Genomic DNA, 26,153 nt, shown 5'->3' on the forward strand with positions numbered 1-26,153 from the left:
CCGGGACACCAACGCGATCCTCGAAGCCGCCGCGCGCGGCCGGATGGGCGCGCTCGTCGTCGCGGGCGTGGATCCGTCCGATGTGGAGGATCCGCAGCTGGCCGACGAGGCGCTGGACAACGTGGGCTTCCTGGTCAGCCTGGAGCTGCGGATGTCGGCCGTGGCACGCCGCGCCGATGTCGTGTTCCCGGTGGCCGCGGTCGCCGAGAAGGCGGGCTCGTTCGTCAACTGGGAGGGCCGCCTGCGCACGTTTGAGCAGGCGCTGGAGACGCCCAACATCGGCGCGGCGCTGCCCGACGGCCGGGTGCTCGACGCGATCGCCGCGCAGATGGGCGTCTCGCTGCACACCGGCGATGTGTACGCCATCCGCCGCGAGCTGGGCAGCCTGCCCGCGACGCTGTACACCAAGCCCGCTCCGGTCTATCCGCGTGAGGCGCCGAGCAGCCGCACGCGCCTGGTCACGTGGCCGCAGCTGATCGACCTCGGGGCGCTGCTCGACGGCGACGAGGTGCTCGCGGGCACGGCCCGCCCGTCGGCCGTGCGGCTGTCCAAGGCGTGGGGCGCGGCCGACGGCGACCCGGTCACGGTGAGCACCGAGCGCGGCTCGATCACCCTGCCCGCGTTGGTCACCGACATGCCCGACGACATGGTCTGGTTGCCCACGAACTCGCCCGGTTCCACCGTGCGCCGGACCCTTGGTCCTGTTAGGAATGTGCAGGTCTCGCTATGAATCCCACACTTGCGGACTTCGGCAAGGACGTCTGGTGGATCGTCCTCATCAAGATCGTCGCCGTGTTCGTCTTCCTCGTGGTGATGACGCTGTTCACCATCTGGTACGAGCGCCGCGTCGTCGCGCGCATGCAGGTGCGTCCCGGGCCCAACCGGCACGGGCCGTTCGGCCTGCTGCAGTCGCTGGCCGACGGGCTCAAGCTCGCGTTCAAGGAAGACATCATGCCGCTCAAGGCGGACCGGGTGGTGTTCTTCCTGGCGCCGGTGATCTCGACGGTGTGCGCGTTCACCGCGTTCGCCATCATGCCGTTCGGGCCGTTCGTGTCGATCTTCGGCCAGCGCACGCCGCTGCAGCTGACCGACATCCCGGTGGCGGTGCTGCTGGTGCTCGCGACCTCGGGCCTTGGCATCTATGGCATCGTGCTGTCGGGCTGGGCGTCCGGCTCGACCTACCCGCTGCTGGGCGGGCTCCGGTCGAGCGCGCAGATGATTTCGTACGAGGTGGCGATGGGTCTGTCCATCGTGGCGGTGTTCATGAGCGCGGGCACGATGAGCACGTCGGAGATCGTCACCAAACAGGCGGACTCCAATTGGTACGCGATCCTGCTCCTGCCGAGTTTCGTGATCTACGCGATCTCGGCCGTGGGCGAGACCAACCGGGCCCCGTTCGACCTGCCCGAGGCGGAGTCCGAGCTCGTCGGCGGTTTCCACACCGAGTACTCGTCGTTGAAGTTCGCCCTGTTCTTCCTCGCGGAATACATCAACATGGTGACGGTGTCGGGTCTGGCCGTGACCCTGTTCCTGGGCGGGTGGCGCATGCCGTTCCTGCCCGACTGGCTCAACCAGGGCTGGTGGGGGGCACTCTGGTTCACCATCAAGGTGCTCATCCTGCTGTTCATGTTCGTGTGGCTGCGCGGCACGCTGCCCCGGCTGCGCTACGACCAGTTCATGAAGTTCGGCTGGAAGGTCCTCATCCCGGCCAACCTGGTCTGGATCCTCGTGCTGGCGGGCGTCAAGACGGTCAACGCGCACGCCCCGCAGCAGCGCTGGTACTGGATCGGTGGCGCGTTCGCGCTGGTGCTCCTGGCCGCGATCTTCTGGCCGTCCAAGAAGGACAGTCCAAAGCCGACACTGGAGCAGGAGGTGGCCGCGCGGCCCGCGGGCAGCTTCCCGGTCCCGCCGCTGGACCTTCAGGTGCCGGTCAGTCCCCGTGCGCAGCGAATCACCGCTGAGAGAGAGGTGGTGTGACCATGCTTGACGCGGTCAAGGGCTTCGGCGTGACCTTCTCCCACATGTTCAAGAAGACGGTCACGACCAAATACCCGGAAAAGCCCGACCCGGTGGCCCCGCGCTACCACGGCCGGCACATCCTCAACCGTCACCCCGACGGGCTGGAGAAGTGCATCGGCTGCGAGCTGTGCGCGTGGGCGTGCCCGGCGGACGCCATCTACGTCGAGGGTGGCGACAACACCGACGAGGCGCGCTTCTCGCCCGGTGAGCGCTACGCCACGATCTATCAGATCAACTACGCGCGCTGCATCTTCTGCGGGCTGTGCATCGAGGCGTGCCCGACCCGGTCGCTGACCATGAGCAACGAGTATGAGCTCGCCCGCGACAGCCGTACCGACCTCATCTTCACCAAGGAGCAGCTGCTGGCCCCGCTGCTGCCCGGCATGGAGCAGCCGCCGCACGCGATGCGCCTCGGCGACACCGAAAAGGACTACTACCTCGGTGCGCTGACCAACCCGGGCACCTCGGCCGGAGCGGAGAAGAAGCAATGACCGAGGGCTTGCCCGAGGGCATCACAAGTTGGGGATTCGCTCGTGCCGAAAGGGAGCGAAGCGGAGTGACCCCGGAGCTTGCGGAGGTGTCGGCATGAGTGGTGTGGAGACCGGCGAGGCGGTCGCGTTCTTCTTGCTCGCGCCGCTCTCGGTGATCGGCGCACTGGGCATGGTCATGGCGCGCAACGCCGTGCACTCGGCCCTGTGGCTGGTGCTCACGATGCTCAGCCTCGGCGTGTTCTACATCGTGCAGGCCGGGCCGTTCATCGGCATGGTGCAGATCATCGTCTACACCGGCGCCATCATGATGCTGTTCTTGTTCGTGCTGATGCTCGTGGGCCGCGATGCCTCCGACTCGGTCATAGAAACGTTGCGGGGACAGAGGGTCGTGGCGATCGTGCTGGGTGTGGGCCTGGCCGGGCTGCTCGGCCTCGGGACCTACCGGGCCACGCAGGGCCTCGCGGTCACCGGGCTCGACGAGGCCAACAAGGCGGGCAACGTCCAAGGGCTGGCGCGACTGATCTTCACCAATTACGTGTTCGCGTTCGAGGTCACCAGCGCGCTGCTGATAACGGCCGCGGTCGGGGCGATGATTCTGGCGCATGTGGAGCGGCGCAGGGGCGAGCGGGTCGGCCAGGCCGCGAAGATGCGGGAGCGGTTCCTGCCGGGCAACTACCCCGGGCCCAAGGCCGGGCCGGGCGTCTACGCCACTTCGACCTCGGTGGCGACCCCGGCGAAGCTGCCCGACGGCAGCCCGGCGCCGCGCAGCATCTCGCCGATCCTGCCCACGCGCGAGCTCACGGCGGCCGAGAAGGCCAACAAGCACACTGAGGGGCGCTAAGTCATGACTCCCATGTGGTACATAGTGCTGGCGACCGTGCTGTTCAGCATCGGCGCGGTCGGCGTGCTCATCCGGCGCAACGCCATCGTGCTGTTCATGTGCATCGAGCTCATGCTCAACGCGGCCAACCTGGCGCTGGTCACCTTCAGCCGGATCAACGGCACGCTCGACGGCCAGATCATGGCGTTCTTCGCGATGGTCGTCGCCGCGGCGGAGGTCGTGATCGGACTGGCCATCATCATGCTCATCTTCCGGACTCGGCGCTCGGCGAGCGTTGACGACGCGAACCTGTTGAAGTACTGAGGCGGCTCATGCTTACTTCACTCTGGTTGCTGATTGCGATCCCGTTTGTCAGCGGCGGTCTGCTGCTGTTGCTGGGTCGGCGTGCCGACCGATGGGGTCACTGGCTGGGTGTGCTCGCCCCGGCCGTGTCCTTCGTGCTGGGGCTCATCGCCTTCGTCCAGCTCGGTGGGCGCTCCGACAAGGCCGTGGAGCAAAACCTGTGGAGCTTCATCGCCGTCGGTGACCTGAAGATCGACTTCGGGCTGCTGTTCGACCCGCTGAGCGGGGTGTTCGTGCTGCTGATCACCGGCGTGGGTTCGCTGATCCACCTGTATGCCGTGGGCTACATGGCCCACGACGAGCGGCGGCGCACCTTCTTCGGCTACTTCAACATCTTCGTCGCGGCGATGCTCCTGCTGGTGCTCGGCAACAACTACGTCATGCTGTACCTCGGCTGGGAAGGTGTGGGCCTCGCCTCGTACCTGCTGATCTCCTTCTGGTTCAACCGCCCCTCGGCGGCCACGGCAGGCAAGAAGGCGTTCATCATGAACCGCGTCGGCGACGCGGGCTTCGCGCTGGCCATCTTCCTGCTGTTCAAGGAGCTCGGCACGGTCAAGTACACCGGGGACGGCGGGGTGTTCGAGTCGGTGGGCCAGCTGTCGCAGGGCACCGTGCTCATGGTCGGCATCCTGCTGCTGCTCGGCGCGTGCGGCAAGTCGGGCCAGTTCCCTTTGCAGGCATGGCTTCCCGACGCGATGGAGGGTCCGACGCCGGTGTCGGCGCTCATCCATGCGGCGACGATGGTGACCGCAGGCGTGTACCTGATCGCGCGGTCCAACCCGATCTTCTCGGCCAACCCGACGCTTCAGGTGATCGTGGTCAGCGTCGGCGCGATCACGCTGCTGATCGGCTGCATCATCGGCGCGGCCAAGGACGACATCAAGCGCGTGCTGGCGTGGTCGACGGTCTCGCAGATCGGCTACATGTTCCTGGGTGTTGGTCTCGGCGGTGGAGCCTATGCGCTGGCCATCATCCACCTGCTGGCGCACGGCTTCTTCAAGGCCAACATGTTCCTCGGCGCCGGCTCGGTGATGCACGGCATGCAGGACCAGGTCGACATCCGGCGGTTCGGCGGCCTGTCCAAACACATGAAGATCACATGGCTCACGTTCATGATGGGCTGGCTCGCGATCATCGGCATCCCGCCGCTGAGCGGATACTTCACCAAGGAGCCGATCATCGCGGCGGCGTTCGAGCGTGGCGACTGGACCTCATGGCTGTTCGGCGGCGCGGCACTGCTGGGTGCCGGATTGACCGCGTTCTACATGACTCGGTTGTTCGTGCTGACCTTCCACGGGCCGAAGCGGTGGACTGAGGGGCAGCACCCGCACGAGTCACCCGCGATCATGTGGATTCCGTTGGTGCTGCTGGCCATCGGGTCGGTGGTCGCCGGGTTCCTGATGAAGACCAGCGTGGTGACTTGGCTCAACCCCGTGTTCGAGGGCGTGGAGACCGCGCATCACGAGTCGGTCATCCCGCACTCGCTCATCAATATTTTGGGGATCGCGTTCACGGTCATCGGCGCGGGGCTGGCATGGATGCTGTTCCAGCGGGGCACGGCGCTGATGCCCGAACCCGCGGGTCCGGTGGTCACGGCCGCGCGCAACAACCTGTACACGGACGCCTTCAACGAGGTGGTCTTCGAAAAGCCCGGCCGCTGGCTGACCCGGGCACTGGTCTATGTGGACAATAAGGGCGTCGATGGCCTGGTCAACGGCCTGGCCGCGCTGGTCGGCGGCGGGTCTGGCCGACTGCGCAGGTTGCAGACCGGGTTCGTGCGCTCCTACGCCCTGTCCATGCTCGCGGGCGGCGTGCTCGTGCTCGGCGCTCTCCTAGCGGTGAGGCTCGGATGAAATACCTGTCGATACTGACCATTGCGCCGCTGGTCGGCGCGCTCGTCGTGGCCGTGATGCCGCGCAGCAAGCCGACGCTGGCCAAGCAGGTCGCCCTGCTGTGGTCGCTTGGCGTGCTCGGCGTCGCGATCGCCAGCTGGTTCGCGTTCAACGCGGGCGACGGCGGGCTGCAGCTGCGCGAGTCGTACACCTGGATTCCGGCGTGGGACGCGAAGTTCACGTTCGCCGCCGACGGCATCGCTCTGGTCATGCTGGGCCTGATTGCCTTGCTGGTACCGATTGTGATCCTCGCCAGCTGGCACGACGCGGAGGGTTCGCGCCGCAGCGTGCCCGCCTACTTCGCGCTGCTGCTCGCGCTGGAGGGCACGATGATCGGCGTCTTCGCGGCCGCCGATATTCTGCTGTTCTACCTGTTCTTCGAGGTCATGCTCGTGCCGATGTACTTCCTGATCGGCTCGTTCGGCAAGGACGTGCTCCCGAAACAGCGGCAATACGCGGCTGTCAAGTTCTTCCTGTACTCGCTCGTCGGCGGGCTGTTCATGCTCGCGGCCGTGGTCGGGCTGTGGGTCGTTGGCGGCAAGACGTTCGACTGGGAGATGCTGGTCAACGCCGACATGTCGACGGGCGCCGAACGCTGGCTGTTCCTCGGGTTCTTCGTCGCGTTCGCGATCAAGGCGCCGTTCTTCCCGTTCCACACGTGGCTGCCCGACGCGGGCGGCGCGGCGCCGGCCGGGGTCGCGGCATTGCTCGTGGGCGTGATGGACAAGGTGGGCACGTTCGGCATCCTGCGCTACTGCCTGCCGCTGTTCCCGGAGGCCTCGCGCTACTTCGCGCCGCTGGCGATCGCGCTGTCGTTGGTGGGCATCATTTACGCGGCCCTGCTGGCAGTGGGGCAGAACGATCTGAAGCGGCTGGTCAGTTACACGTCGATCGCCCACTTTGGATTCATCGGGATCGGCATCTTCGTGTTCACGCTGCAGGCGGGTAGTGGGGCCGTGTTCTACATGTTGAACCACGGCCTGGCGACGGGCTTGCTGTTCCTTGTGGTTGGCATGTTCGTGTACCGGCGCGGCAGCACGCTCGTGACCGACTTCGGCGGCGCGGGCAAGCTCGTGCCCGTGCTCGCGGGCGTGTTCTTCTTCGCCGGCCTCGCCTCGCTGGCGCTGCCCGGCCTCGCCCCGTTTGTGAGCGAGTTCCTCGTGCTGATCGGTGTGTTCAAGGTGAACGTGACCGTGGCGGTGATCGCGACCGTCGGCATCATTCTGGCCGCGTGTTACGTGCTGTGGATGATCCAGCGCACCACGCAGGGCACGCTCAACCCCGTGCTGTCCACTGTGGACGGCATGCGGCGTGACATCACCGGTCGCGAGGTGCTCGTGGTCGCGCCGCTGATCGCGCTGCTGCTGGGGCTGGGCTTCTATCCCAAGCCGGTGCTCGACGTGATCAACCCGGCGGTGGAGAAGACCCTCACTCACGTCAACGTCGTAGAAGCGGGTAAGTGACATGCCAGAGCTCAAGCTGCCTGACATCGACTACGCGGCGCTGCTGCCGATGCTCATCCTGTTCGGCGCGGCATGCGTCGGCGTGCTGATCGAGGGGTTCGTGCCGCGGTCGGTGCGCAACATGGTGCAGCTGGTGCTGTCGCTCGCGGCCATGGTGGCGGCGCTGGTCTTCGTGATCCGGCGGGCCGGCGAGGTCACGGCCGAGAACGCGGCGACCATCGGCGGCGCCATCATGATCGACAACATGGGCCTGTTCATGGAGGGCGCGCTGCTCGTGCTCGGGCTGGTGTCGCTGCTCCTGTTCGGCGAGCGCACGCTGGAGCGGGGCGGGGCTTTCGTGCCGCACGCGGCGGTGACGGTCGGCTCCGAGCGCGACCGCGAGCAGGCCGTCGACAGCGGCGCGACCGAGGTGTATCCGCTCGCGCTGTTCTCGCTGGGCGGCATGCTCATGTTCGTCACGGCCAACGACCTGCTGACCATGTTCGTGGCGCTGGAAGTGTTCTCGCTGCCGCTTTATCTGATGTGCGCGCTGGCGCGGCGCAAGCGCCTGCTGTCGCAGGAGTCCGCGCTGAAGTACTTCCTGCTCGGCGCGTACGCGTCGGCGTTCTTCCTGTTCGGCGTGGCCATGATCTACGGGTTCGCCAAGGGGGTCGACTTCCGGGCCATCCACGAGGCCGTGCGCGGGTCGGAGACCAGCCCGACGCTGCTGCTCATCGGGCTGGCGCTGGTCGCGATTGGACTGTTGTTCAAGATTGCGGCGGCCCCGTTCCACGTTTGGACGCCCGACGTGTACCAGGGGGCGCCCACGCCCGTGACCGCGTTCATGGCCGCGTGCACCAAGGCGGCGGCGTTCGGTGCGCTGCTGCGGGTGCTGTATGTGGGCTTCGACGGGGCCAAGTGGCACTTCACGCCGGTGCTCGGGGCGGTGGCCGTGCTCACCATGCTCGTCGGCGCGGTGCTCGCCGTGACCCAGACCGACCTCAAGCGGCTGCTGGCCTATTCGTCCGTGGCGAATGCCGGGTACCTCATGGTGGGTTTGCTCGGCGGGAACAAGGACGGGCTTTCCAGCACGCTGTTCTACCTGGTGGCCTACGGCTTCACGGTGATCGCCGCGTTCGCGCTGGTCTCGCTCGTGCGGGACGCGGACGGCGAGGCGACCCACCTGTCGCGCTGGGCAGGCCTCGGCCGGCGGTCGCCGCTGTTCGCCGGCATCTTCACGTTCCTGCTGCTCGCCTTCGCCGGCATCCCGCTCACGAGCGGGTTCATGGCCAAGTTCGGTGTGTTCGGCGCGGCCATCGCCGGGGACCAGACCTGGCTGGTGATCTTCGGGGTGCTGACCAGCATCGTGCTCGCCTTCCCGTACCTGCGGGTCGTCGTCATGATGTGGCTGTCCGAGCCCGGCGAGACCACGCCGAGCGTGTCGATCCCGGGCGTTTTGACCAGCGCGGTGCTCGGCATCGGCACGGTGGCCACGCTGCTGCTGGGCGTGCTCCCCGGGCCCCTGCTGGAACTCGCTGATCAGGCAAGCTCATTCATCCGATAGGGTGACAGTGTGATTGACCGCGGCACGCGCATCGCCGGAGTCCAATTCGTGGACCCGGCGCTGGAGGCTGCGATCGGGTCCACGCTGACACGGGTGGAGGCGCGGTTGCGCGAGGCGGCCGAGACCGCCGACCCGATGGTGACCGAGGCCTCACAGCATCTGCTCGTGGCCGGGGGCAAGCGCTTTCGCCCGATGCTCGTGGCCGCCGTCTCGCACTTCGCCGACCCCACCGCGCCCGAGCTCGTCGACGCGGCCACGGTGCTGGAGCTGACCCATTTGGCCACGCTCTACCACGACGACGTGATGGACGAGGCCGCCGTGCGGCGCGGGGCGCCAAGCGCCAACGCGCGGTGGGGCAACTCGCTGGCGATCCTCGTCGGCGACTACCTCTTCGCGCGGGCCGCCGAGATCGCGGCCGGGTTGGGCACGGAGGCGGTGCGCATCCAGGCTCAGACGTTCGCGCGGCTGGTGCAGGGGCAGATCGCCGAGACGGTCGGGCCGCGGGGCGCCGACCCGGTGCGCCATCATTTGCGCGTGCTGTCGGACAAGACGGCCTCGCTCATCTCGACATGCGCCCGGTTCGGCGGCATGTTCTCGGGCGCCTCGGCGGAGGTAACCGATACGGCTGCGGCATTTGGCGAAACGTTGGGTTTGGCCTTCCAGCTGTCCGATGATCTGCTGGACATAGCAAGCGATTCGGCCGACTCGGGCAAGACACCCGGCACGGACTTGCGTGAGGGAATTCCCACGCTGCCAGTGCTTTACGCACTGTCCAGTCAGGACGCTGACACCGGCGCGGTGCGGCTGCGCGAGATCCTCGCAGGCGGGCCGGTCACCGACGACGACCTGCACGCCGAGGCGCTCGAACTGCTGCGCGAGAGCACCGCGCTCAAGCGGGCCCGGGAGACCGTGCGCGGCTATTCCGAGCAGGCCAGGCGCCAGTTGATGGGCCTGCCTGACGTGCCGGCTCGCGCGGCACTTGAGTCGCTATGTGACGTTATCGCCGACCGCACGTCCTAAAACTGTAATACTCGCTCCTGCCAAGCAAGTCGCGCGGATCGCCCGTTGAGGGCGACGCTATGCAGGGCCGATGTCGACCACTTCGTGGATCGGAGATCGTCAGGATGACGCCGCCGGGCGATCCGATCCGGCCCGTTCTACCTCTTCTTTCCGCGGATGCAATTGCATATGGTGTAGTGCGACCGCGCGGGAGGTGGTTGCGATGAGAGAATCCGCTGTACCGCCATCGGATCTGGTTGGCAGCGTGGCACGCGCGTTGCGGGTCATGGAGGTCGTCGGCGAGTCGCCCTACGGCCTGACCACCAAGCAGATCGCGCGCCGCTGCGACATCACCGTGGCGGCCGCGTACCGGATGCTGCGCACCTTGGCGCACATGGGTTACGTGCTGCGGCGTGATGACGGTGGATACCAGCTCGGGCTCGCGGTCGCCGACCGGTTCCGGGAGCTCGTGATCGCCATGCGCGGCCCGGTCGAGGTGGGCGAGGTGCTGCGGCGCGCCGCCATGGACTCCGGCTACAGCCATTACGTGGCAAGCTTTGTCAGCGGGCGGGTCGCCATCACCGCGGTCGCCGAGGGGCCCAAAACGCCCTACCTGGAAGACCTGGTGCCCGGTTTCGACGACGGCGCGCACGCCACCGCGCTGGGCAAGACCCTGCTCGCCACACTCGACCAGCGGCAGCGCGCGGTCTATCTCAAGGAGCAGGGGATGCGGGCGTTCACGCAGGCGACCCTGCGCTCGCCCGCCGCGCTGGAGGCCGACATCGCGGCCGGGCTGAGGCGCGGCATGCAGGTCGAGATTGGACAGTTCAAGCCGGGCGTGGCATGCGCCGGGCTGACCGTCGTCAGCACGGGTGAGCTGCACCAGCGTTACGTGGTCGCCTGCGCCCTGCCCGCGGCCGACCTCATGAAGCAGGCGCCGTTGCTGCGTGACCAGCTGACCCAGACCGCCCGCGACCTCGCGCGGGCGCTGGCTCCGGCGCCTGCTTCGACCAGCGCTGCCGTGGCTTAGCTCGCGCTCAGGTTAAACCTGCGCCGGCGGGCCAGGACGAACAGTGCGATGCCGGCGACGAGCAGTAAAGTCCCCGTGCCAACCAACAGTCCAACTTGGACACCGGTGACGGGAAGCGATACCGACGCGTTGAGGGCGATATCCGCGTTGTTGTTGGACTCGTTGTAGTTCGGGTCGCAGTTGTCCTCACAATACGGCGTAACGACCATCACCTTGCCGGTCGCGTTGGCGGTCGCCTCGTCGATGCGCAGCTTCACCGGGAAGGTCGCCTGTGTGCCGGCGATGAACAGGTAACCGGCGGGCCAGCAGGCGATGCCGCGCGCCGCGAGGTTGCCCGGATTGCTGTGGTCCGGCTGGCCGTTGCCGCCGAGCGCGACGCAGCCCTCGGGCATCTCCGTCAGCGAGGAGCCCGGCGGCAGCTGGATGTTCACCTGGCTGGTCGGCTCACCGGATCGCCCGTGGTCGATGGTTGCCGGGCCGAGGTTCTTCAGCCCTAGGTCAAGCGGGACAACGGTGCCCGCAGCGCCCGACGCCGAGCCGCCGATCGCGGCGAGGTCGGCCGGGTTGTCGCCGGTGACCTGGACGGTGATCTGCGTCCAGTTGTTGGTCGGGTCGAGGTCCACCTGTCCCGCGCGGTCGATGGACGCCTTCTCCACGAGTTCGAGCCTGGACCCGGTGCCCGGAGTGCCGAACCATCCGGGGTTCGACCGGGCGATCTCCTTCTTCAGGATCTCGAACTCGGCCGGGGTCACCCAGGCGATTTCGAGCCACTCGGAGCCGGGCGCTTCCGTGTCCGGGCGCAGCTTGAGGGGCAGGGGCTCCTTCGTCACATAGGTCTTGTCCGCCAAAAGGTCCTCGGTAAACGTGCAGGACGTGAGGCGGCCCTCGCTGTAGGTGCAGTTGCTGTGCTGCTTGGAAACGGCGAAGGCGTAATCGCCATAGAACACGGCTACGGCGCCGTGCGCGGTGGTATCGCCGACGTTGCCGACTTGCAGCGGCGGCGCGAGGTCCGCACCCGGCGTCGAGCTCAACTCGACCGGCGGGCCGGCGGCAAGGTCAACGCCCTCGCCGATGGTCACGGCAAACGTGGTGCTGGCCGGCGACACGTCCTTAGCCGACACCGTCACCTTGACTTCACCGGAGGTTCCAGCGGGCGCGCCTGGCACCGGCTTGAACCGGATGTCCGGCATCACGCCGTTGGGCTCGGTGGCCACACACCGGCGATCGCTGCGGTGAGCGCGACAGCCAGCACTCCCCGTTTGGCTTTTGACATGCGGGTTCCTCATCAGGATCGGTTAATGGCTGCGACAGCCTATGGGCTGCGTGCCTTTTCCGCTGTCCCGCTGAGCCCGGTCGATGGCTCCACCGGCAAAAATGTCTGCTCGGCGGAGCCAGAGGTCACCGGATCGTGGTGGATGCCGGCGCTAATGCCCGGTGGTGAGCATGCCGGCCGGCGTATAGCGCTGGCCCGCGACCGCCGCCGACGGGACGGCGGATTCGAGGCGCTGCAACTGTTCCGGGCTCAGCCGCAGATCCGCCGCCGCGAGGTTTTCCTCCAAATAGGAGACTCGCTTGGTACCTGGAATGGGCAAAATGTCTTCTCCCTGCGCAAGAACCCAGGCGAGGGCGGCCTGCGCCGGGGTGCACCCAAGCTCCGCCGAGACGTCGCTCAATGCGGCCACGAGGGCCGCGTTGGCGTCGAAGTTCTCCCCGCTGAACCGGGGCAGCGTGCGCCGGAAGTCATCCGCCGCAAGCGAATCGACGGACTTCACGGTGCCGGTGAGCAGGCCGCGGCCGACGGGAGAGTACGCGACCAGTGCCACACCCAGCGCGCGGCATGTGGCCAGCATCTCGTCCTCCACGAGCCGCGTGAAGAGCGAATATTCCATCTGTACCGCCGATATCGGGTGTACCGCGTGCGCCGCCCGCAGCGTCGCCGGGCTCACCTCCGACAGGCCCAGCCATCGGATCTTGCCCTGCGCCTTGAGGTCGGCCATGGCCGAGACGGTCTCCTCGATGGGAGTCTCGGGATTGCGCCGATGCATGTAGTACAGGTCGATGGTCTCCATACCAAGCCGTTTGAGCGAGGCTTCACACGCCTCGCGCGCGTGCTTGCCTGAGGAGTCCACCCGCCGCTCGCCGTTTTCGTCGAGTACGAGGGCGAACTTGGTGGCGAGCACGAACTCGTCGCGGCGTCCGCGAAGCGTGCGCCCGATCAGCTCCTCGTTGTGCCCCCAGCCGTACATGTCCGAGGTGTCGAAGTGGGTCACGCCCAGGTCGAGCGCCCTGCGCAAGGTGTTCGCGGACGCGTCGTCATCGCGCTCCCCGTAGAACGCGCTCATGCCCATGCAGCCGAGGCCGAGCGCCGACACCCATGGTCCGTCGGTACCGATTTGTCGCTGTGCCAGTGCCATGGCCCAAGCCTTTCGCTTAGAGTGCGCTCTAAGTCAAGTTGCTAAGGCGGCGAAGTCAGGCACGCCACCTTCTTGAAAGCGGGCGCTACGTCAGGCGTGCCACCGCGGCGCGCCGGCGGAGCCCATCCCAGCTGAAGACGGCAAGCGCGATCCAGACGAGCACGAACCCGGCGAGCCGCACCGGCGGCATCGGCTCATGGAAGGCGAACACGCCAAGGAAAAGCTGGATCGTCGGCCCGATGTATTGCAGCATGCCCAGGCTGATGAGCGGGATGCGGTTGGCCGCGCCCGCGAACATCAGCAACGGCATCGCGGTGATGGCACCCGAGGCCGCGATGAGCAGGGTGTGGCCGGTGCCCAGCCCGCCGAAGGTCGGATTGGGCAGCAGGAAAAGCGTTGCCACCGCTGGGACCGCGAGGACCGCCGACTCCACGAACAGGCCATCGGCTGCGGGCAGGCCGAGCTGCTTCTTCACCAAGCCGTAGAAGCCGAACGACACCGCGAGCACGAACGCCACCCATGGCAACCGTCCATAATCGACAGTCAAAACCAAGACCGCTATGGTACCGATGCCGACCGCCACCCATTGCCAAGAGCGCAGCCGCTCCGACAGAAACACCATGCCCAATATGATCGAAACCAGCGGGGTGATGAAATAGCCGAGCGCCGTCTCGACGACCCGGTCGGCGTTGACGGCCCAGATATATGTGCCCCAGTTCAACCCGATGAGCACGGCGGCGGCCGTGATGGCCGCCACCTTGCGCGGCTGGCGCAGCAGCCCGCCGATCCGCCGCCACTGGCGCATGACGGTGAGGAGCATCACCATGAACAGGCACGACCACCCGATCCGGTGGGCGAGCACCTCGACCGGGCTCGACGGGCGCAAAAGCTTGAAGTAGGCCGGAAAGAAGCCCCACAGCGTGTGCGCGCCGATGCCGAACACATAACCGAGGCGAAGCTGGTTCACCTGGCAAGAGTAGTCGGATCTCGGATCTCTACTACTTGTCGCCGTTCTTCACGAACCAGTTGAGCACGGTGCTCACCACGCCGATGATGATCGCGCCGAGCAGCGCGTCCGGCCAGAAGCTGCCGGCCTCGAACGGCAGGTCCAGCCAGCCGGCGATCGCGCCCGTGAGCAACAGCAGCAGAGCGTTGACCACAAAGGCGATCAGCCCGAGCGTGAAGATGTAAAAGCCGCAGCCGACCATCTTGATGACCGGCCGGAGAACGGCGTTGACGACACCGAAGAGCAGCGCGATGGCCACGTAGGTCCCGATCGTGCCCGGGATGGTCTCGGCGGTGACTTCCATGCCGGGCAGGATCAGCGTCGCGATCCAGACGGCTGCGGCGGACGCCGCCAATCGGAGGAGGATCCCCATGGACTGGGATCGTGCCACACGATCAGCTATCCCGCCACGCAGGTTGCCTTTCGCAACACAGACCTCACGTTACGCAAGCTTCACGCCAGGCAGCGTCACGCAACACCGGCCTCACGCCAGGCGAGTTTCATGCCAGGCAGCGTCACGCGATGCGGGCCTCACGGTTGGGTGAGCCGATGAGCTGCTGCTCGAACTGCGTCTGCTGCAGCGCCGCCCAGCGCACGGAGCGCCGGTGCACGACCCCGACCATGCCCGGTTGGGCGCGGGCAAGCCACGACTCCTGATCGCGGGAGAGGCCCAAAACCGAGACCGCCACCGCGGCCTCCGCCGGGTGCAGTGGTTGCAGCAGTGCAAGATCAGCGCGGCCCAGCACATCGACGTCGACCGGAGATAGATCGTCGCGCAGCACCAGCGTGCTGTGCCACGGGGTGCCCGGCGAACGGTCGGCCGCGACCGGACCGGCGTCGACGATGGTCAGCAGCGGGTGCAGCGGATGGCCGGGCGGCACGGTCACCGGGCCCGGCGCCATCACGGTCAGCGGAGCGCCCGGGCCGAGGCCCCGGCTGAACGCCTCCCACGCCCACGGCCGGGTCGTCTGCACGAGCACGTGCGCGCCCAGGGCCATGGACCGGATCGCGACGATCTGGGTGATCGGCACGCCACCGATCACGACGATCCTGGTGGCCTCGGGCCGGAACAGGCGGAACGCCAACGGCTCCTGATGCCGGTTGACCCCGATCATGAGCCCGCTGCCGCCGTAGGGAGTCGTCAACGACGCGACCGCTGCGGCCTTGCGCGGCGGACCGAAGTGCTTCTCTGGCGACAGGCCGTGCGGGGTCGGACCGGCGAGCGGGAGGGTCGCCATGAGCCCGTCCATCTGCTCGCCGTCGAGGCGTCGGCCCGACGCCTGGTCGGCGGCGAGCGTCTGGCGCAGCGCGGTCATCGCGTTGCCCAGGCTCGCCTGATCGGGTGTGGCGACGCGGACCACGAGCTGTGCCGGCACCTGATCCGACGCGCCCGAAGCGGTCTCGCTGCTCCATCGCCACGGCCCGGCCGTGAGAGAGACCGTGGTCATGGTCGCGGGCAGTCGCATCAGGCGCGGCAACAGGGCGTGGGTCGGGTCGGGATGCGGTTGCGGCCAGCGCTCGACCGCGTAGCTGGTCTGCAGCAGGCCGCCGAGGTGCAGGGCGTTCCAGCCCTCTTGGCCCGGGCGGGTGCCGTCGTGGCCGGACACCTCGCCGATCAGGCGAAGGGCGGCAACCTCGCCGAGCGGGCGGTGTGGCACCCCACCGAGCTTGCCGCGGACCTTGCGCACCGCCCCGGACAGCGCCCGCTCCAGGTCGTCGTCGGACCAGCCCTCGGCGCGCTGGACGCGGATCGCGAGCACGGCCCGCTCGCCCGCGAGCAGCCGCCCGCTGGTGAGCTGGCGGTAGGAGGCAGCGATCGGTGCCATGCCGGTGGTCGCGATGGAGTGCAGGAGCAGTTGGATGCGCACGGGCGGGGTGTCGGGCGCGGGAGCGGGAAGCAGCGAGGCGGGAGAGGGCAGCGGATGCCACGCGCGGGACGGGATCACGCTGGACTCGCCGAGCTCAAGCAGCGCGACCATGCCCTCGCCATCGGCGATCATCGCGGCCGGCACACCCTCGATGTCGAATGTGGACACCCGGCTGCCCGGATGGGCGAGGGAAAGCAGCGCGGCCGCGTCGCTGCCCTGCTCGAGCTGGCGGCTGCGGCCCTTGTGACGCGTCCAGACGGCCAGCCACTCCGAAAGCCATCGGCCGCGCATCCGGCCCCAGCCGAGGATGATGATGGCGCCGGCCACCGGAACTGTCACCGCGAGCACTATGGGACTTAACCGGGACCCGACGAAGACAAAAAGCAGAGCGATTTGAAGAGCGACGATCTGGCCGCTGCCGAGCCCCAGGAACCGGCGAGGTGAACGTGGATGAGTCGTCCCCGCAAGGCCCGCTTCGGGGGATGGATTCACCGTTTCGACTGACATCGCGCTAACCTCCCCCTGAAACGTTTGCCAAGCCATGGTAGGTCACGATTCGGTTGTTGGGGGAGGCGTATGCCGTCTAGGCAGGAGCAGCTTCAGTCGTACCAGTTCATGGTGCAGCGAGTGGTTTCGGCGTTGGTGCTGCGTGAGACCGATCCGCCCCAATCGCCCTTTCGACGGGCGGTCGGCGCGGCCTTCGTCAGCGTGCTCGTCACCGTCATCATCGCGGCCGGGTTCGGGGTGTACAGCATCTTCACCGGCGGCGGCAATCAGCAGTGGCGCAAGCCCGGCGCGGTCATCATCGAGAAGGACACGTCCGCGGTGTTCGTCTTCCGTGAAGGCAAACTTCATCCGGCGCTCAACTTCACGTCAGCCATGCTGGCCTCCGAGGCGGCCAAGCCCCCGGTCTTCCGGGTCGCGGCCAAGTCGCTGCAGGATGTGCCGTGGGGGCAGACGATCGGCATCCGAGACGTGCCCAACACGTTGGCGGGCAAGAAGAATCTGGCAGGATATCCATGGTCGGTGTGCACGACGCCGACCAAGGACGGTCCGGTGTCCACGGTCCTGGTCGGCGAGACCACGGGCACACTGGTCGGCGACGGCGAGGCGTTCCTTGTCAAGTCATCGACTCGTGGCGCCGAGACCTACCTGCTGTGGAAGGGCCGCCTGTTCCCGATCAGCGCCAACAACGCCTCGCTGTTGGGCAAGGGCGCACAACCCACCGTCGTCTCGCCGGCCTTCGTGAACGGCCTGCCCGAAGGCCGTGCCCTGCAACCGGTGAACCCCGGGCCGAATGCGGGCAAGCCGTCACAGTTCAACCCGCAGCTCTGGGTGATCGGCGAAATCATCGTGGTGCAGGACGTGGCCGCCGAAGACCGCTATGTCATCGTGCTTGAGGACCGCATCGCCTGGATCAGCCAGGTTCAGGCGCAACTGTCCGGACGCGCCCCACGGCGCGAGGCATACGGCGACGTGACCAACAACGGCAAGAGGCAGATCGTCAACGACATGCTTCCGCAAGACAGCGGGGCGCAGACCCCCCCGGCCGACATGCCGTCGATCGTCACCTACAACGGCCCGGGCCTCTGCTCGGTCATCAAGGACGACAAGGCCACCGCCGAGCTCCGCAAGGACGTGACCATCAACCTGGATCAGCGCCCCAAGACAGCCCGGCGCAGCGGCGATAACGCCATTTATGCCGACTATGTCTTAGTCCCCAATGGGAAAGGTGCTGTCGTCCTCTCCGGACAGACGTATATTTATGTTTCAAGGGATGGCGTGCGGTATGCCATGGCCAGCGCGGCGGTTAAGGACAAACTCGGCTTCGACGGAGTCACACCGCTCAACCTGCCGTCACAGCTTGTCGCACTATTGCCCGAAGGGCCCGGACTGGATCCAACGGAAGCGATGGTTCCGGTTACGATCTCTTAGCGTCGGTTATCCACAGGTATGGGACCTGGGGTGGCGACATTTGCACAATGCGGCTACCGTCAGCCGCGACGAAGTATCAGTCCTAACAGGGGGTGAAGGCCAAACATGGCTACCACTGCTGCTGAACAAGCCCAAATGGATCAGGCGGCCAACAAGTTCGAGCAGGTCGACAGCTCGCTGCAGCAAATGCTCAGCCGTCTGATGAACGAGCTGGAGACGCTGCGGACAGCCTGGCAAGGCGCATCCGGTCGCTCGTTCGAGCAAGTCAAGATCGCCTACGAGGCGGCTGCAAAGAAGATGTCCGAGGCGCTGCGCGAGACGGCCGGCGCCATCCGCACGTCGGGTCAGCAATACACCGCCACCGACGAGTCGGGGCAGCAGCGCGTCAACAGCATCAACACAAACGTGAGCCTGAATCTCTAGTCGGGAAGGGGAGGGTCGATTATGAACGACAGGATTGTCGTAAATTTTGCCGCACTCAGCACAGCGGCCGGAGATATTGGCAACGCGTTGAGCACCATGCGAAGCCAGTTGGATGAGGCCGAGCAGACGGCGAAGCCCCTTGTCGACAGCTGGGACGGCCCGGCGCGGGAGGCCTACCAGTTGCGCCAGCAGAAGTGGACCCAGGCGGCCAACGACATCGCCACGATGCTCGGTGAGATCCAGAAGGCCGTCATCGACTCGGCCGACGAGTTCCAGACAACGGAGCAACGCAACACCAACCTGTTCCAATAGGACACGTCCAAACAACACCGTCCTGATCAGACACGACCAGGGCGGTGTTTGTTTTGGCGTCCATGGATTGTCAGCCGAGAGCTTTGAGCTTCTCACGGAGCTTCCCCATGTTGGGATGATGAAGCTCGAGCAGGATCTCTATAGCCTGCTGCCAGCTCTCACCGGCAGATCGCCGGTCGCCCTGCGCAAGAAACGTCTCGCCAAGGTGATCGAGAATCGTCGCTTCGTTGAGGCGGTCGCCCAGGTCTTTAAAGAGTTTGAGTGACTTGATATAACAGGCTATTGCCTCTTCGTGCTCTGCGAGGTGATGGTATGCGAAGCCAATGCTGTCCCACGTGCATGCTTCGCCGAAGCGATCGTGAAGCTCCTGCGTGCGCGGTAACGCTTTACTGCAATACTCTATAGCTGTCTCGTGCCGCCCAAGATGAGCGGAAACGTAGCCCATCGCGTTGAGAGCTCGGGCCGACGCAGCTGGCGATCCCGCAACTTCGAAGAGCTCAAAGGCCTGTTCGTTGTGCCTCAGACTCTCCGCATAGTCGCCTTTAGCACTACACACCATGCCAAGGCCCATGTGCGTGTTCGCCTGGCCGGAAGGATCGCCGATTTGCTGAAACAGTTGCAGCGCCGCGATAAGATGCCCGTGAGCAAGATCATTATCACCGAGGCAATGGTGCGCACGAGCAACCATGCGATGCGCCGTGGCTTGCCCGTGTGGGTCATCCAGACGCACTGCTGCTTGAATTGCGGCACCTTGAACGCGCGCCAGATCGTGCCAATGGCCTTGCCAATCCAGGTATACCGCTAGTGTTCCCGCCAATTGACAAACTTGCCTGTCGAAACCAGTAGCAGCGGCCAGGCGAACGGCAGCAAGCAGCACGTTGTGCTCCGAAACGAACCAGACCATCGCATCCTCAGGCGTCAGCAAGTCTTCTGGATGCACGCCTGGGTGCGGCTTAGCCACCCCGACGGGAGTGCGTGTGGGATTTAGGAGACCGGAAGCCGCACGGGCTGTGTGAACGTAATGGTCGAGTAATCGCCGCACAGCGATCTGCCCGTCGTCCCCCTCACGGTGTGAGTGGTTAAGTTCAGCGGCGTAGGCGCGAAGCAGGTCATGGAAGGTGTATCGACCGGAAGCATGCTCGGTGAGCAGGTGGACTTCGACTAACTCTGATAACGAAGCGATGGTCTGTACTGGTGGGAGTCCCGCAAGACTCGCTGCGGCGGCGGCGCTGATATCCGGACCAGGGTGCAGGCCTAGCAGGCGGAAGAGGCGGGCGGCGGGCTGGGTGAGCTGGTCGTAAGACCAAGAGAAGACGCCGTGTAGATCGGTGAGCGGGTCGTCGCTCGTGAAGGCGTGCTTCTCGCCGAGCTCGGCTGCGAGTGCCGCAAGGGAGAGGCTCGGGCGGGTGGTGCATTGGGCGGCGGCGATGGCGAGGGCTAGAGGGAGGCGGGCGCAGCGGGCGATGATGTCGGCTGCGGCGGAGGGTTCGGCTGCGATCCGGTGGTGGCCGAGGCGGGCGGTGAGGAAGTCGTGGGCTTCCGATTCGGTGAGCACGTCGAGCATGAGCGGGCGGGCGCCATGGGTTGCTACGAGGCTGGTCTGTTGATTGCGGCTCGTGATGAGCGTGAGGCAGCCGGGGGTACCTGGTAGAAGTGGGCGTATTTGCTGGGCGTCGCGTGCGTTGTCGAGCACGACGAGTACGCGTCTGTCGGATAGCAAACTGCGGTAGAGGGTGCCTTGCGCTTCTGGGCTGGCTGGGATCCGTTGCGGTGCGACGCCGAGTGCGTCGAGGAGATGGCGGATGGCGTCGGCTGGGTCGACTGGTGGGCCGGCTGGGTCGAACCCGCGCAGGTTGATGTATAACTGGCCGTCCGGGAAGCGGTCGGCGACGGCATGTGCCCAGTGGACCGCGAGGGCGGTTTTGCCTACGCCGGCCGAGCCGGAGATGGCTGAGATGACGATGGGGGACGGGTCGCCGAGCATTTCGTCGAGGGTGTGTAGGTGTTTGTGCCGGCCGACGAAGCTCCTGATGTCGGCTGGCAGTCCACGAGGGACTGTCGTGCTTGGACGCTTGGGTAGTGCGAGCGACGGGTCGGCGCGGAGGATGGATTCGTGCAGGCGTTGGAGGTCGGGGCCGGGTTCGACGCCTAGCTCCTCGTCGAGCAGGCGTCTGGTGTTGCGGAAGACCTCCAGGGCGTCGGTTTGGCGGCCGGATCGGTAGAGGGCCAGCATGAGGTGGCCGCGGAGGTCTTCGCGATACGGGTGGGCCTCGATCAGTTTGGTGAGGTGCGGGATGAGTTCCGCGTGCCGGCCGAGGTCGAGTTGGAGGCGGGCGTGCCAGGCCTGCACCCGGATTCGTTCCTCGTCGAGTCGGCGGGCTTCGTCGGCGATCGGGGCGTGGTCGCGTACATCCTCATATGCATTGCTGCGCCAGAGGTTTATCGCGTCGGCCAGCAACGTGGACGCCTGCTGTGGGTCGGTATTTTGTGCTGCCATGACGAGCTGAGCGAATTCGGCCGAGTCGAGTTCCCCGGGCTGGATGATGATGCGGTACCCGGCCGGCTCGTGCAGGATCCGCGGTTCGCCCAGTGCACTGCGCAGCCGCCGCACGTAGACCTGCAGAGTCTTGCGTGCTGCGCCGGGCGCGTTGTCGCCCCATAGCGCCAACAACAGGTCTTCCACGGCAACGCATTCATTAGGTCTGCACAGCAACGCTGCCAGCAGACGGCGCACCATTAACGCCGACAAAGCTGGTCCCGCGCCCGCGACCGAAAGCGGACCGAGTACACGAAATAGCATCGCTTCCCCCATCGATGGATTTCGAGCAACTGTTCCGTAAGCGGAGACGCTCAGACTACATATGCGTCCGCTCTCCCGCGGGTCGCTCCCCTGAAAGGGCGGCTGCGGTGTCGCACCACCGCAGCCGCGTCACTGCTCAAGCCTCCATAGCGAAAGGAGTCCAAAAGAGGAAGGCCACGTCAGTTCCGGGCTCGCCGCGCGCGAGCAACGGCGGCCGCACAAGTGTCGGGCTGTGCGTCGCCTGTTTGGCGGGCATCCGAGTGGAGACGGCGTGCCCGCCATTCCCGCGTCGCCTGTGGTGTTCTGTAACCCGCGTTCCTGAGTCCCGGCCAAGGTGCCGCGCAGTTGTTGCCCGACGCCGTTGAGCCAAGCGTGGCCCGGGTCGCTCATTGCGGCGTGAGATATTGCGCGGCGGGCGTTGTGCCAAGTGTGGCGGAGTCGCTCACCGCGGCGTGAGACCTCGGGTGGGCGTTGAGCTTTAGGCTCGACCTGCCGGGCGCCATCTGCGGGGGATGCCGGCGGGCAGGGCGAGGATAAGGGTCGCTCTAGGCTCGACCTGCCGGGCGCCACCTGCGGCGGATGCCCGCGGGAAGGGCCAGCATGAGGGCCAGGGCGAGGATGCCGGCCACGATGCCGATGCCGGACAGCCACCACGCCAGCTGCTTGCGTTCCTCCATCCGCTTGGCCTGGTTGAGGGCCACCGGGTCGGTGTGTGGCGCGGGCAGCGGTTCGGCCGCCTGGGGTGGCAGGTCGTCGAGGACGTCGGTGACGGCGCGGATGGGGTTGACGATGCCGACGCCGTAGCCCTTGCTGCTGCGCCCGCCGGGTGCCGGGTCGGCGGTGGCGAGGAGGCGCTTGATGACCTGGTCGCCGGTGATGTTCTGGTCGCTGTACCGGTCGAAGATCAGCGCCGCGGTGGCGGACACGAACGGGGCCGCGTAGCTGGTGCCGCTGACCGACTGCAGGCCCTCCTTGGGCGCGGTCGTGGGCACGTTGACACCGGGGGCGGAAATGTCCACGAACTCGCCCAGGCCCGATTGTGGCATGCGCTGGAAGCCGTCGTATTGGATCGCCGCGACGCCCACCACACCATCCCACGCCGCCGGGTATGGCGTCGGGTTGTTGTTCTCGAAGTCGTTGCCCACCGCCGCGACCACGACGACACCCTGCTTGATCGCCGCATCGATCGATGCCTTGAACCGACGCAGGTCAACGTCCGTATGGTACACAAAAGAAATATTTATGACCTTCGCTCCGTTGGCGACCGCCCAGTCGACGGCATCGGCGACCTGGTCGGGCGACACCGGTTTGTCGTTGCCCTGCTGCTGCCCGCCGGTCGACTCGCTCACCCGGGCGGAAAGGATCGTCGCGTCAGGGGCGAGGCCGCGGAAGTTGGTGCCCTTGACGGGCCGCGCGGCGATGATCCCGGCGACGCCGGTGCCGTGTCCGACGCAGTCCTCGTGGACGTTGAGGCTCTGCAGGAGATCGCGTGGAGCGGCAGCGAGCCTGCTCTGCAGCTGCGGGTGGTTGGCATCCACGCCGGAGTCGAGCACCGCCACCTTGATCCCGGTGCCTCGCGCGTTGCCGGGGAGCATCGTCAAGTCCCAGATCTGCTGAGGCCAGTTGGCGGTGTCAGGAATCTGCTGCCCTTTGACCTCGTTGCGGCAGACTGCCTTTGCGGCTTGCGGGGTCAGGCCGACCAGCCCGGTGACAGCCACCAGCGTGAGCGCTACAAAGGCCTGCAGAGGGGTACGCATCAAGCCTCCAAATTCTCATCGATTGCTCACGGTGTCCAGGATGCTACTTGACGCCGTTTAGCTAGTAGGTTGTACGCGGAGCGAGCAGGCTGGGAGGTGGACCTTGAGCGGCAAGACCGGGTGGGAACCCGCGACGGAAGCAGAGGTCGCGCTGTACGACGCCCTGATCGCCTCGGATCAGGAGCGATATTTTCGCGCCCTGGGGCGCATCGAGCTGTTGCTGCCGGTCTCGGCGGACGCCGTTGCCGGGCGCATGCCCATGGGGTGGGCGACCTGGACGGCAAACGATCAAACCCATCTGCTCGCGTTCACCTCCAACGAGTCCATGCGCACGTGCCTGGCCGAACATGTCGGCGGTGCGCGTCGCATGTCGCTTCGCGACCTTGCCGGTGTCTGGCCAAACAACGACTGGTGGCTTGCGGTCAATCCCGGTTTGCCGATTGAAGGCTACTTGCCCGCGTGGTTTGTCGTGCAGCTTGCCCGGGGCGATGCCCGTCTGCCGAGGCAGGCCGGTTCCGGCCCGCGAGATCGACTGCAGCGGGTGGAGGCACTCGAACGGGCGAAGCAGGAGCGTGCCCGTGCGGCCCGCGCCGCCACCTTTGTCCATCCGGTGCCAGCCACCGCCCCCGCCCTGCCTCCTGTGGAAGCGATGCGTGAGCAGGAGGAGGCCGCGCGCCTGGAGATGGCCCGCGCCGAGATCGTGCGCCAGGAGGCGACCCGCGCGGAGCAGGCCCGAGCGGAGGAGGAGAAGGCCCGCCAAACGCGCATGGACGACGAGCGGGCCCGCGAGAAGAAGCCCCGGCACGCCGAGCCGGAGCCGGCCTTCGTGCCGGCCAATTCCGTGGAGGAACAGCTGTACGAGGCCGCCGAGGCGGGCAACACCGACGCGTTCCTGTCCACTCTCCTCCTCGCGACCGTGCTCATCCCCAAGTCCTCCGGCACCACCAACGGTCAGTGGCGGCCGCAGCCGATCGACGGCGAGCCGCACATCGTGTGCTACACGTCCACGCAGCATCTTGCGGATTCGCTCGAAACGATCCCGATCCGGTTCATCAAGCTGATCAGCGAGTGGCCCGACCCCAACTGGTCGTTTGCCGTGAATCCCGGCACCCCGGTGGGTGCGACGCTTCCGGGTGGCCAGCTGCTCGCGCTCGCCAACTGGGCGGCTGAGGTTGGCCTGGGTGGTGACGATGACGATCGCGAGCAGCCCGCCACCGCGGCGCAGGCCAATGGCTCCGCACCGACGAGCCGCACCGGTCCCGAGGTTACCGTGCTGCAGAAGGCGATCGCCCCCAGTCAGATCGGCTACTACCTCGACCGTGGCTACGACCGCGTGACCGGGTTTGTGCACCGCGCCCACGAGCTGGGCCAGCTCAAAACCCCGGCCCAGATGCGGGCCGCGCTCGGCCTGGACTGGGCGGGCTCGCCCTTCTCCGACAGCCCCGACGAGATGTATCTGCTGCGCTGGTCGGCGTACCGGCCGAGCCTGTACCGCATTCCCTACGGGGGGCAGACCGAGGCGGCGATGCGCGCCATGGAGGGCTGGGTCATCGAGCGCGCTCCCTTCCGCGGCAACGGGTTCGCGCCCGGCGAATCGAAGGAGATCATCGCCGAGTTCAAGGCGGACAGCGTGCGCCTGCCCCATGGCACGCGCCTGTTCCGGCTCACGGCGTCCAAGGGCGAGGAGCTGATCGCGATTCTCGACATCGACGGCCAGCGTTGGTTGCGCACCGATGGAGGATCAAGTGCGTGACCTGGGCGCGGCTTTCGGCGGGGGCGTCGCCGACGAAGGCATCGATGGAAGGTCGGTGCGCGACCCGCGCGCGGCTTTCGGCGGGGCCTCGTCAACGAAGGCATCGACGGAGGGCCGATTGCGTGACCCGCGCGCGGCGTTCGGTGGGGCGTCGTCAACGAAGGCATCGACGGAGGTGGCGGACGTGCGTGACGGTTATGTGGCCCGCTTCCAGGGCAAGGAATACGAGGCCAGCCCCGACGGGGACAACGTGCGCATCTATCTGCCACATGCCGAGGACGGGTTCGACGAGGTCAAACCGGGCCGCTACGTGCGGGTGGTTGCGCTGTCCGAAGTGGACGAATTCTGTTATGTCCGCACGACGTGCACCTGGCGCGGTGCTCCGTTCGTCGTATTGGCCGAGCATGACGCGTGGCTGCGGGTGGAATACACCGGCGGCCGTGCCCCGGTCGCCCGCGAGCTGGGACTCGAGGAATTTGATTTTGGGGTGTACCAGGGCTGGGCTCCCCGCAAAGACGTCTCCGACCTGCGCGAAATCCGCGTTTAACCCCGGTCTGACTCTGTTGAGGCGAAGCCGTGCTTTTGCACGGTTGCGGGTTGAACGCAAAGCGTTCAACCGCAACCGCTGCTTAGGTCTTCGCCCACCGGACGATCTCGCCCGCAACGAGGTCCGGCGTCTCCATGTGCGGAAAATGACCGATGCCTTCCAGCAGTCGCCACTCGTAGTCGGCGAGCACGTAGCGCCCGGACCCCTGCGCGGTCGCCGGGAGGGTGATCGGGTCCAGCGCGCCCTGCAGTTGGAGCGTCGGCGTCACGATCGGCTGCCGGATCGCCTTGGTGAAGCGGTACCCATGCAGCCTCATGGTCGACCGGAACGCCCATCGATAGGCCTCCATCGCGCAGAACGCCGCCTGCGGGATGCACATCGCCTCCCGGCAGCGGGCAACATAGTCGTGATGCTCGGCGGTGCGCCGGAAGGCCGGCCCGGCCCACTGGTGCATGAACTCGCCCACCAGCGCGGCATCGTCGCGCGCCAACGTGTGCTCATAGCGCGGAAGCTGGAAGCGCAGCAGGGCCGCGCCGGCCCGCCGCTGCGCCGACCGGGTGATCAGCGACGACCGCAGCCGCAGCGGGTGCGCCGCGCCGACCACGACCAGCCGCTGGATGAGTCTGGGGTGTAGCGCGGCCGCCGCCCACGCGATCAGCCCGCCCGCGCCCGCCCCGGCGACGATCGCCCGCCGCTCGCCCAGCCCGCGGATCAGCCC

Annotated in this window: 23 protein-coding genes; 15 read left to right on the forward strand and 8 right to left on the reverse strand. The window is 66.8% G+C overall.

Going from position 1 to position 26,153, the window contains the following annotated elements:
• From DM816_RS24065 to DM816_RS24110, 10 genes are all read left to right on the forward strand, one after another.
• Nucleotides 1-730, forward strand: a 730-nt coding sequence (locus DM816_RS24065; protein WP_162907770.1) for a molybdopterin-dependent oxidoreductase, incomplete at its 5' end; no start/stop codon positions are given.
• Nucleotides 727-1,977, forward strand: a complete 1,251-nt coding sequence (nuoH, locus tag DM816_RS24070) for an NADH-quinone oxidoreductase subunit NuoH (RefSeq protein ID WP_117212670.1) — start codon at nucleotides 727-729, stop codon at nucleotides 1,975-1,977. The genes DM816_RS24065 and nuoH, both read left to right, overlap by 4 nt.
• Nucleotides 1,978-1,979: 2 nt before the next feature.
• Nucleotides 1,980-2,510, forward strand: coding sequence for an NADH-quinone oxidoreductase subunit NuoI (gene nuoI / locus DM816_RS24075; RefSeq protein WP_117212671.1), 531 nt, complete (start codon nucleotides 1,980-1,982; stop codon nucleotides 2,508-2,510).
• Between the two features lie 94 nt (nucleotides 2,511-2,604).
• On the forward strand, nucleotides 2,605-3,351 hold the full coding sequence (locus DM816_RS24080; RefSeq protein ID WP_117212672.1) for an NADH-quinone oxidoreductase subunit J: 747 nt from the start codon (nucleotides 2,605-2,607) through the stop codon (nucleotides 3,349-3,351).
• A 3-nt stretch (nucleotides 3,352-3,354) separates the two neighbouring features.
• Nucleotides 3,355-3,654 carry an NADH-quinone oxidoreductase subunit NuoK gene (gene nuoK / locus DM816_RS24085; protein WP_117212673.1) on the forward strand — a complete coding sequence of 100 codons (300 nt, stop codon included), beginning with the start codon at nucleotides 3,355-3,357 and terminating at the stop codon, nucleotides 3,652-3,654.
• Nucleotides 3,655-3,662: 8 nt separating this feature from the next.
• The gene (gene nuoL / locus DM816_RS24090) at nucleotides 3,663-5,546 is read left to right on the forward strand and encodes an NADH-quinone oxidoreductase subunit L (protein ID WP_117212674.1); all 1,884 of its coding nucleotides are present in this window, start codon (nucleotides 3,663-3,665) and stop codon (nucleotides 5,544-5,546) included.
• Nucleotides 5,543-7,048: an NADH-quinone oxidoreductase subunit M gene (locus DM816_RS24095; protein WP_117212675.1), complete on the forward strand. Its 1,506-nt coding sequence runs from the start codon at nucleotides 5,543-5,545 to the stop codon at nucleotides 7,046-7,048. The genes nuoL and DM816_RS24095 overlap by 4 nt, the downstream gene beginning before the upstream one ends.
• A gap of 1 nt (nucleotide 7,049) precedes the next feature.
• Nucleotides 7,050-8,591, forward strand: coding sequence for an NADH-quinone oxidoreductase subunit NuoN (gene nuoN / locus DM816_RS24100; RefSeq protein ID WP_117212676.1), 1,542 nt, complete (start codon nucleotides 7,050-7,052; stop codon nucleotides 8,589-8,591).
• A gap of 30 nt (nucleotides 8,592-8,621) precedes the next feature.
• Nucleotides 8,622-9,611: a polyprenyl synthetase family protein gene (locus tag DM816_RS24105; protein ID WP_425455271.1), complete on the forward strand. Its 990-nt coding sequence runs from the start codon at nucleotides 8,622-8,624 to the stop codon at nucleotides 9,609-9,611.
• A 202-nt stretch (nucleotides 9,612-9,813) separates the two neighbouring features.
• Complete coding sequence (locus DM816_RS24110; protein ID WP_117212678.1) at nucleotides 9,814-10,620, forward strand: IclR family transcriptional regulator; 807 nt, start codon at nucleotides 9,814-9,816, stop codon at nucleotides 10,618-10,620.
• On the opposite strand, the gene DM816_RS24115 is transcribed toward DM816_RS24110, so the two are convergent.
• From DM816_RS24115 to DM816_RS24135, 5 genes are all read right to left on the reverse strand, one after another.
• Nucleotides 10,617-11,834 (reverse strand): hypothetical protein, encoded by a 1,218-nt coding sequence (locus tag DM816_RS24115; RefSeq protein ID WP_117212679.1) that lies wholly within the window; start codon nucleotides 11,832-11,834, stop codon nucleotides 10,617-10,619. The genes DM816_RS24110 and DM816_RS24115 overlap by 4 nt on opposite strands.
• Before the next feature lie 210 nt (nucleotides 11,835-12,044).
• Complete coding sequence (locus DM816_RS24120; RefSeq protein WP_211588829.1) at nucleotides 12,045-13,034, reverse strand: aldo/keto reductase; 990 nt, start codon at nucleotides 13,032-13,034, stop codon at nucleotides 12,045-12,047.
• 85 nt (nucleotides 13,035-13,119) lie between these two features.
• Entirely contained in the window at nucleotides 13,120-14,001 is an 882-nt protein-coding gene (gene rarD, locus DM816_RS24125; RefSeq protein WP_117212680.1) for an EamA family transporter RarD, read from the reverse strand.
• A 31-nt stretch (nucleotides 14,002-14,032) separates the two neighbouring features.
• On the reverse strand, nucleotides 14,033-14,413 hold the full coding sequence (locus tag DM816_RS24130) for a phage holin family protein (RefSeq protein WP_117212681.1): 381 nt from the start codon (nucleotides 14,411-14,413) through the stop codon (nucleotides 14,033-14,035).
• A 142-nt stretch (nucleotides 14,414-14,555) separates the two neighbouring features.
• Nucleotides 14,556-16,247, reverse strand: coding sequence for a type VII secretion protein EccE (locus tag DM816_RS24135; RefSeq protein WP_162907771.1), 1,692 nt, complete (start codon nucleotides 16,245-16,247; stop codon nucleotides 14,556-14,558).
• 237 nt (nucleotides 16,248-16,484) lie between these two features.
• On the opposite strand from DM816_RS24135, the gene eccB reads away from it, so the two are divergent.
• From eccB to DM816_RS24150, 3 genes are all read left to right on the forward strand, one after another.
• Nucleotides 16,485-17,843, forward strand: coding sequence for a type VII secretion protein EccB (gene eccB / locus DM816_RS24140; protein ID WP_117212683.1), 1,359 nt, complete (start codon nucleotides 16,485-16,487; stop codon nucleotides 17,841-17,843).
• A 105-nt stretch (nucleotides 17,844-17,948) separates the two neighbouring features.
• Nucleotides 17,949-18,266 (forward strand): WXG100 family type VII secretion target, encoded by a 318-nt coding sequence (locus DM816_RS24145; RefSeq protein WP_117212684.1) that lies wholly within the window; start codon nucleotides 17,949-17,951, stop codon nucleotides 18,264-18,266.
• 21 nt (nucleotides 18,267-18,287) lie between these two features.
• Nucleotides 18,288-18,578, forward strand: a complete 291-nt coding sequence (locus tag DM816_RS24150) for a WXG100 family type VII secretion target (protein ID WP_246002180.1) — start codon at nucleotides 18,288-18,290, stop codon at nucleotides 18,576-18,578.
• A gap of 70 nt (nucleotides 18,579-18,648) precedes the next feature.
• On the opposite strand, the gene DM816_RS24155 is transcribed toward DM816_RS24150, so the two are convergent.
• Together DM816_RS24155 and mycP are read right to left on the reverse strand one after the other, a co-directional pair.
• Entirely contained in the window at nucleotides 18,649-21,390 is a 2,742-nt protein-coding gene (locus DM816_RS24155; protein ID WP_117212686.1) for a BTAD domain-containing putative transcriptional regulator, read from the reverse strand.
• Nucleotides 21,391-21,923: 533 nt separating this feature from the next.
• Nucleotides 21,924-23,135 carry a type VII secretion-associated serine protease mycosin gene (gene mycP / locus DM816_RS24160; RefSeq protein ID WP_117212687.1) on the reverse strand — a complete coding sequence of 404 codons (1,212 nt, stop codon included), beginning with the start codon at nucleotides 23,133-23,135 and terminating at the stop codon, nucleotides 21,924-21,926.
• Between the two features lie 103 nt (nucleotides 23,136-23,238).
• On the opposite strand from mycP, the gene DM816_RS24165 reads away from it, so the two are divergent.
• Both DM816_RS24165 and DM816_RS24170 read left to right on the forward strand, forming a co-directional pair.
• A complete protein-coding gene (locus tag DM816_RS24165; RefSeq protein ID WP_117212688.1) occupies nucleotides 23,239-24,888 on the forward strand; it encodes an SseB family protein in 1,650 nt (549 codons plus the stop codon).
• Nucleotides 24,889-25,072: 184 nt separating this feature from the next.
• The gene (locus tag DM816_RS24170; protein WP_117212690.1) at nucleotides 25,073-25,435 is read left to right on the forward strand and encodes a hypothetical protein; all 363 of its coding nucleotides are present in this window, start codon (nucleotides 25,073-25,075) and stop codon (nucleotides 25,433-25,435) included.
• Nucleotides 25,436-25,517: 82 nt separating this feature from the next.
• Here the strand turns inward: DM816_RS24170 and DM816_RS24175 are convergent.
• Nucleotides 25,518-26,153, reverse strand: a 636-nt coding sequence (locus DM816_RS24175; RefSeq protein ID WP_162907772.1) for an alpha/beta fold hydrolase, incomplete at its 5' end; no start/stop codon positions are given.

It is taken from the genome of Allorhizocola rhizosphaerae (genome assembly GCF_003426775.1).
In the GTDB taxonomy this organism is placed as follows: Bacteria; Actinomycetota; Actinomycetes; order Mycobacteriales; family Micromonosporaceae; genus Allorhizocola; species Allorhizocola rhizosphaerae.

What these genes read in the sequence shown, in the direction of transcription:
- DM816_RS24080 (WP_117212672.1), top strand. Translation starts at nt 2,605, where the DNA reads ATGAGTGGTGTGGAGACCGGCGAGGCGGTCGCGTTCTTCTTGCTCGCG.
- mycP (WP_117212687.1), bottom strand. Translation starts at nt 23,135, where the DNA reads ATGCGTACCCCTCTGCAGGCCTTTGTAGCGCTCACGCTGGTGGCTGTC.
- nuoL (WP_117212674.1), top strand. Translation starts at nt 3,663, where the DNA reads ATGCTTACTTCACTCTGGTTGCTGATTGCGATCCCGTTTGTCAGCGGC.
- DM816_RS24120 (WP_211588829.1), bottom strand. Translation starts at nt 13,034, where the DNA reads ATGGCACTGGCACAGCGACAAATCGGTACCGACGGACCATGGGTGTCG.
- DM816_RS24110 (WP_117212678.1), top strand. Translation starts at nt 9,814, where the DNA reads ATGAGAGAATCCGCTGTACCGCCATCGGATCTGGTTGGCAGCGTGGCA.
- DM816_RS24145 (WP_117212684.1), top strand. Translation starts at nt 17,949, where the DNA reads ATGGCTACCACTGCTGCTGAACAAGCCCAAATGGATCAGGCGGCCAAC.
- nuoN (WP_117212676.1), top strand. Translation starts at nt 7,050, where the DNA reads ATGCCAGAGCTCAAGCTGCCTGACATCGACTACGCGGCGCTGCTGCCG.
- DM816_RS24095 (WP_117212675.1), top strand. Translation starts at nt 5,543, where the DNA reads ATGAAATACCTGTCGATACTGACCATTGCGCCGCTGGTCGGCGCGCTC.
- nuoK (WP_117212673.1), top strand. Translation starts at nt 3,355, where the DNA reads ATGACTCCCATGTGGTACATAGTGCTGGCGACCGTGCTGTTCAGCATC.
- DM816_RS24150 (WP_246002180.1), top strand. Translation starts at nt 18,288, where the DNA reads ATGAACGACAGGATTGTCGTAAATTTTGCCGCACTCAGCACAGCGGCC.
- nuoH (WP_117212670.1), top strand. Translation starts at nt 727, where the DNA reads ATGAATCCCACACTTGCGGACTTCGGCAAGGACGTCTGGTGGATCGTC.
- DM816_RS24155 (WP_117212686.1), bottom strand. Translation starts at nt 21,390, where the DNA reads ATGGGGGAAGCGATGCTATTTCGTGTACTCGGTCCGCTTTCGGTCGCG.
- DM816_RS24130 (WP_117212681.1), bottom strand. Translation starts at nt 14,413, where the DNA reads ATGGGGATCCTCCTCCGATTGGCGGCGTCCGCCGCAGCCGTCTGGATC.
- nuoI (WP_117212671.1), top strand. Translation starts at nt 1,980, where the DNA reads ATGCTTGACGCGGTCAAGGGCTTCGGCGTGACCTTCTCCCACATGTTC.
- eccB (WP_117212683.1), top strand. Translation starts at nt 16,485, where the DNA reads ATGCCGTCTAGGCAGGAGCAGCTTCAGTCGTACCAGTTCATGGTGCAG.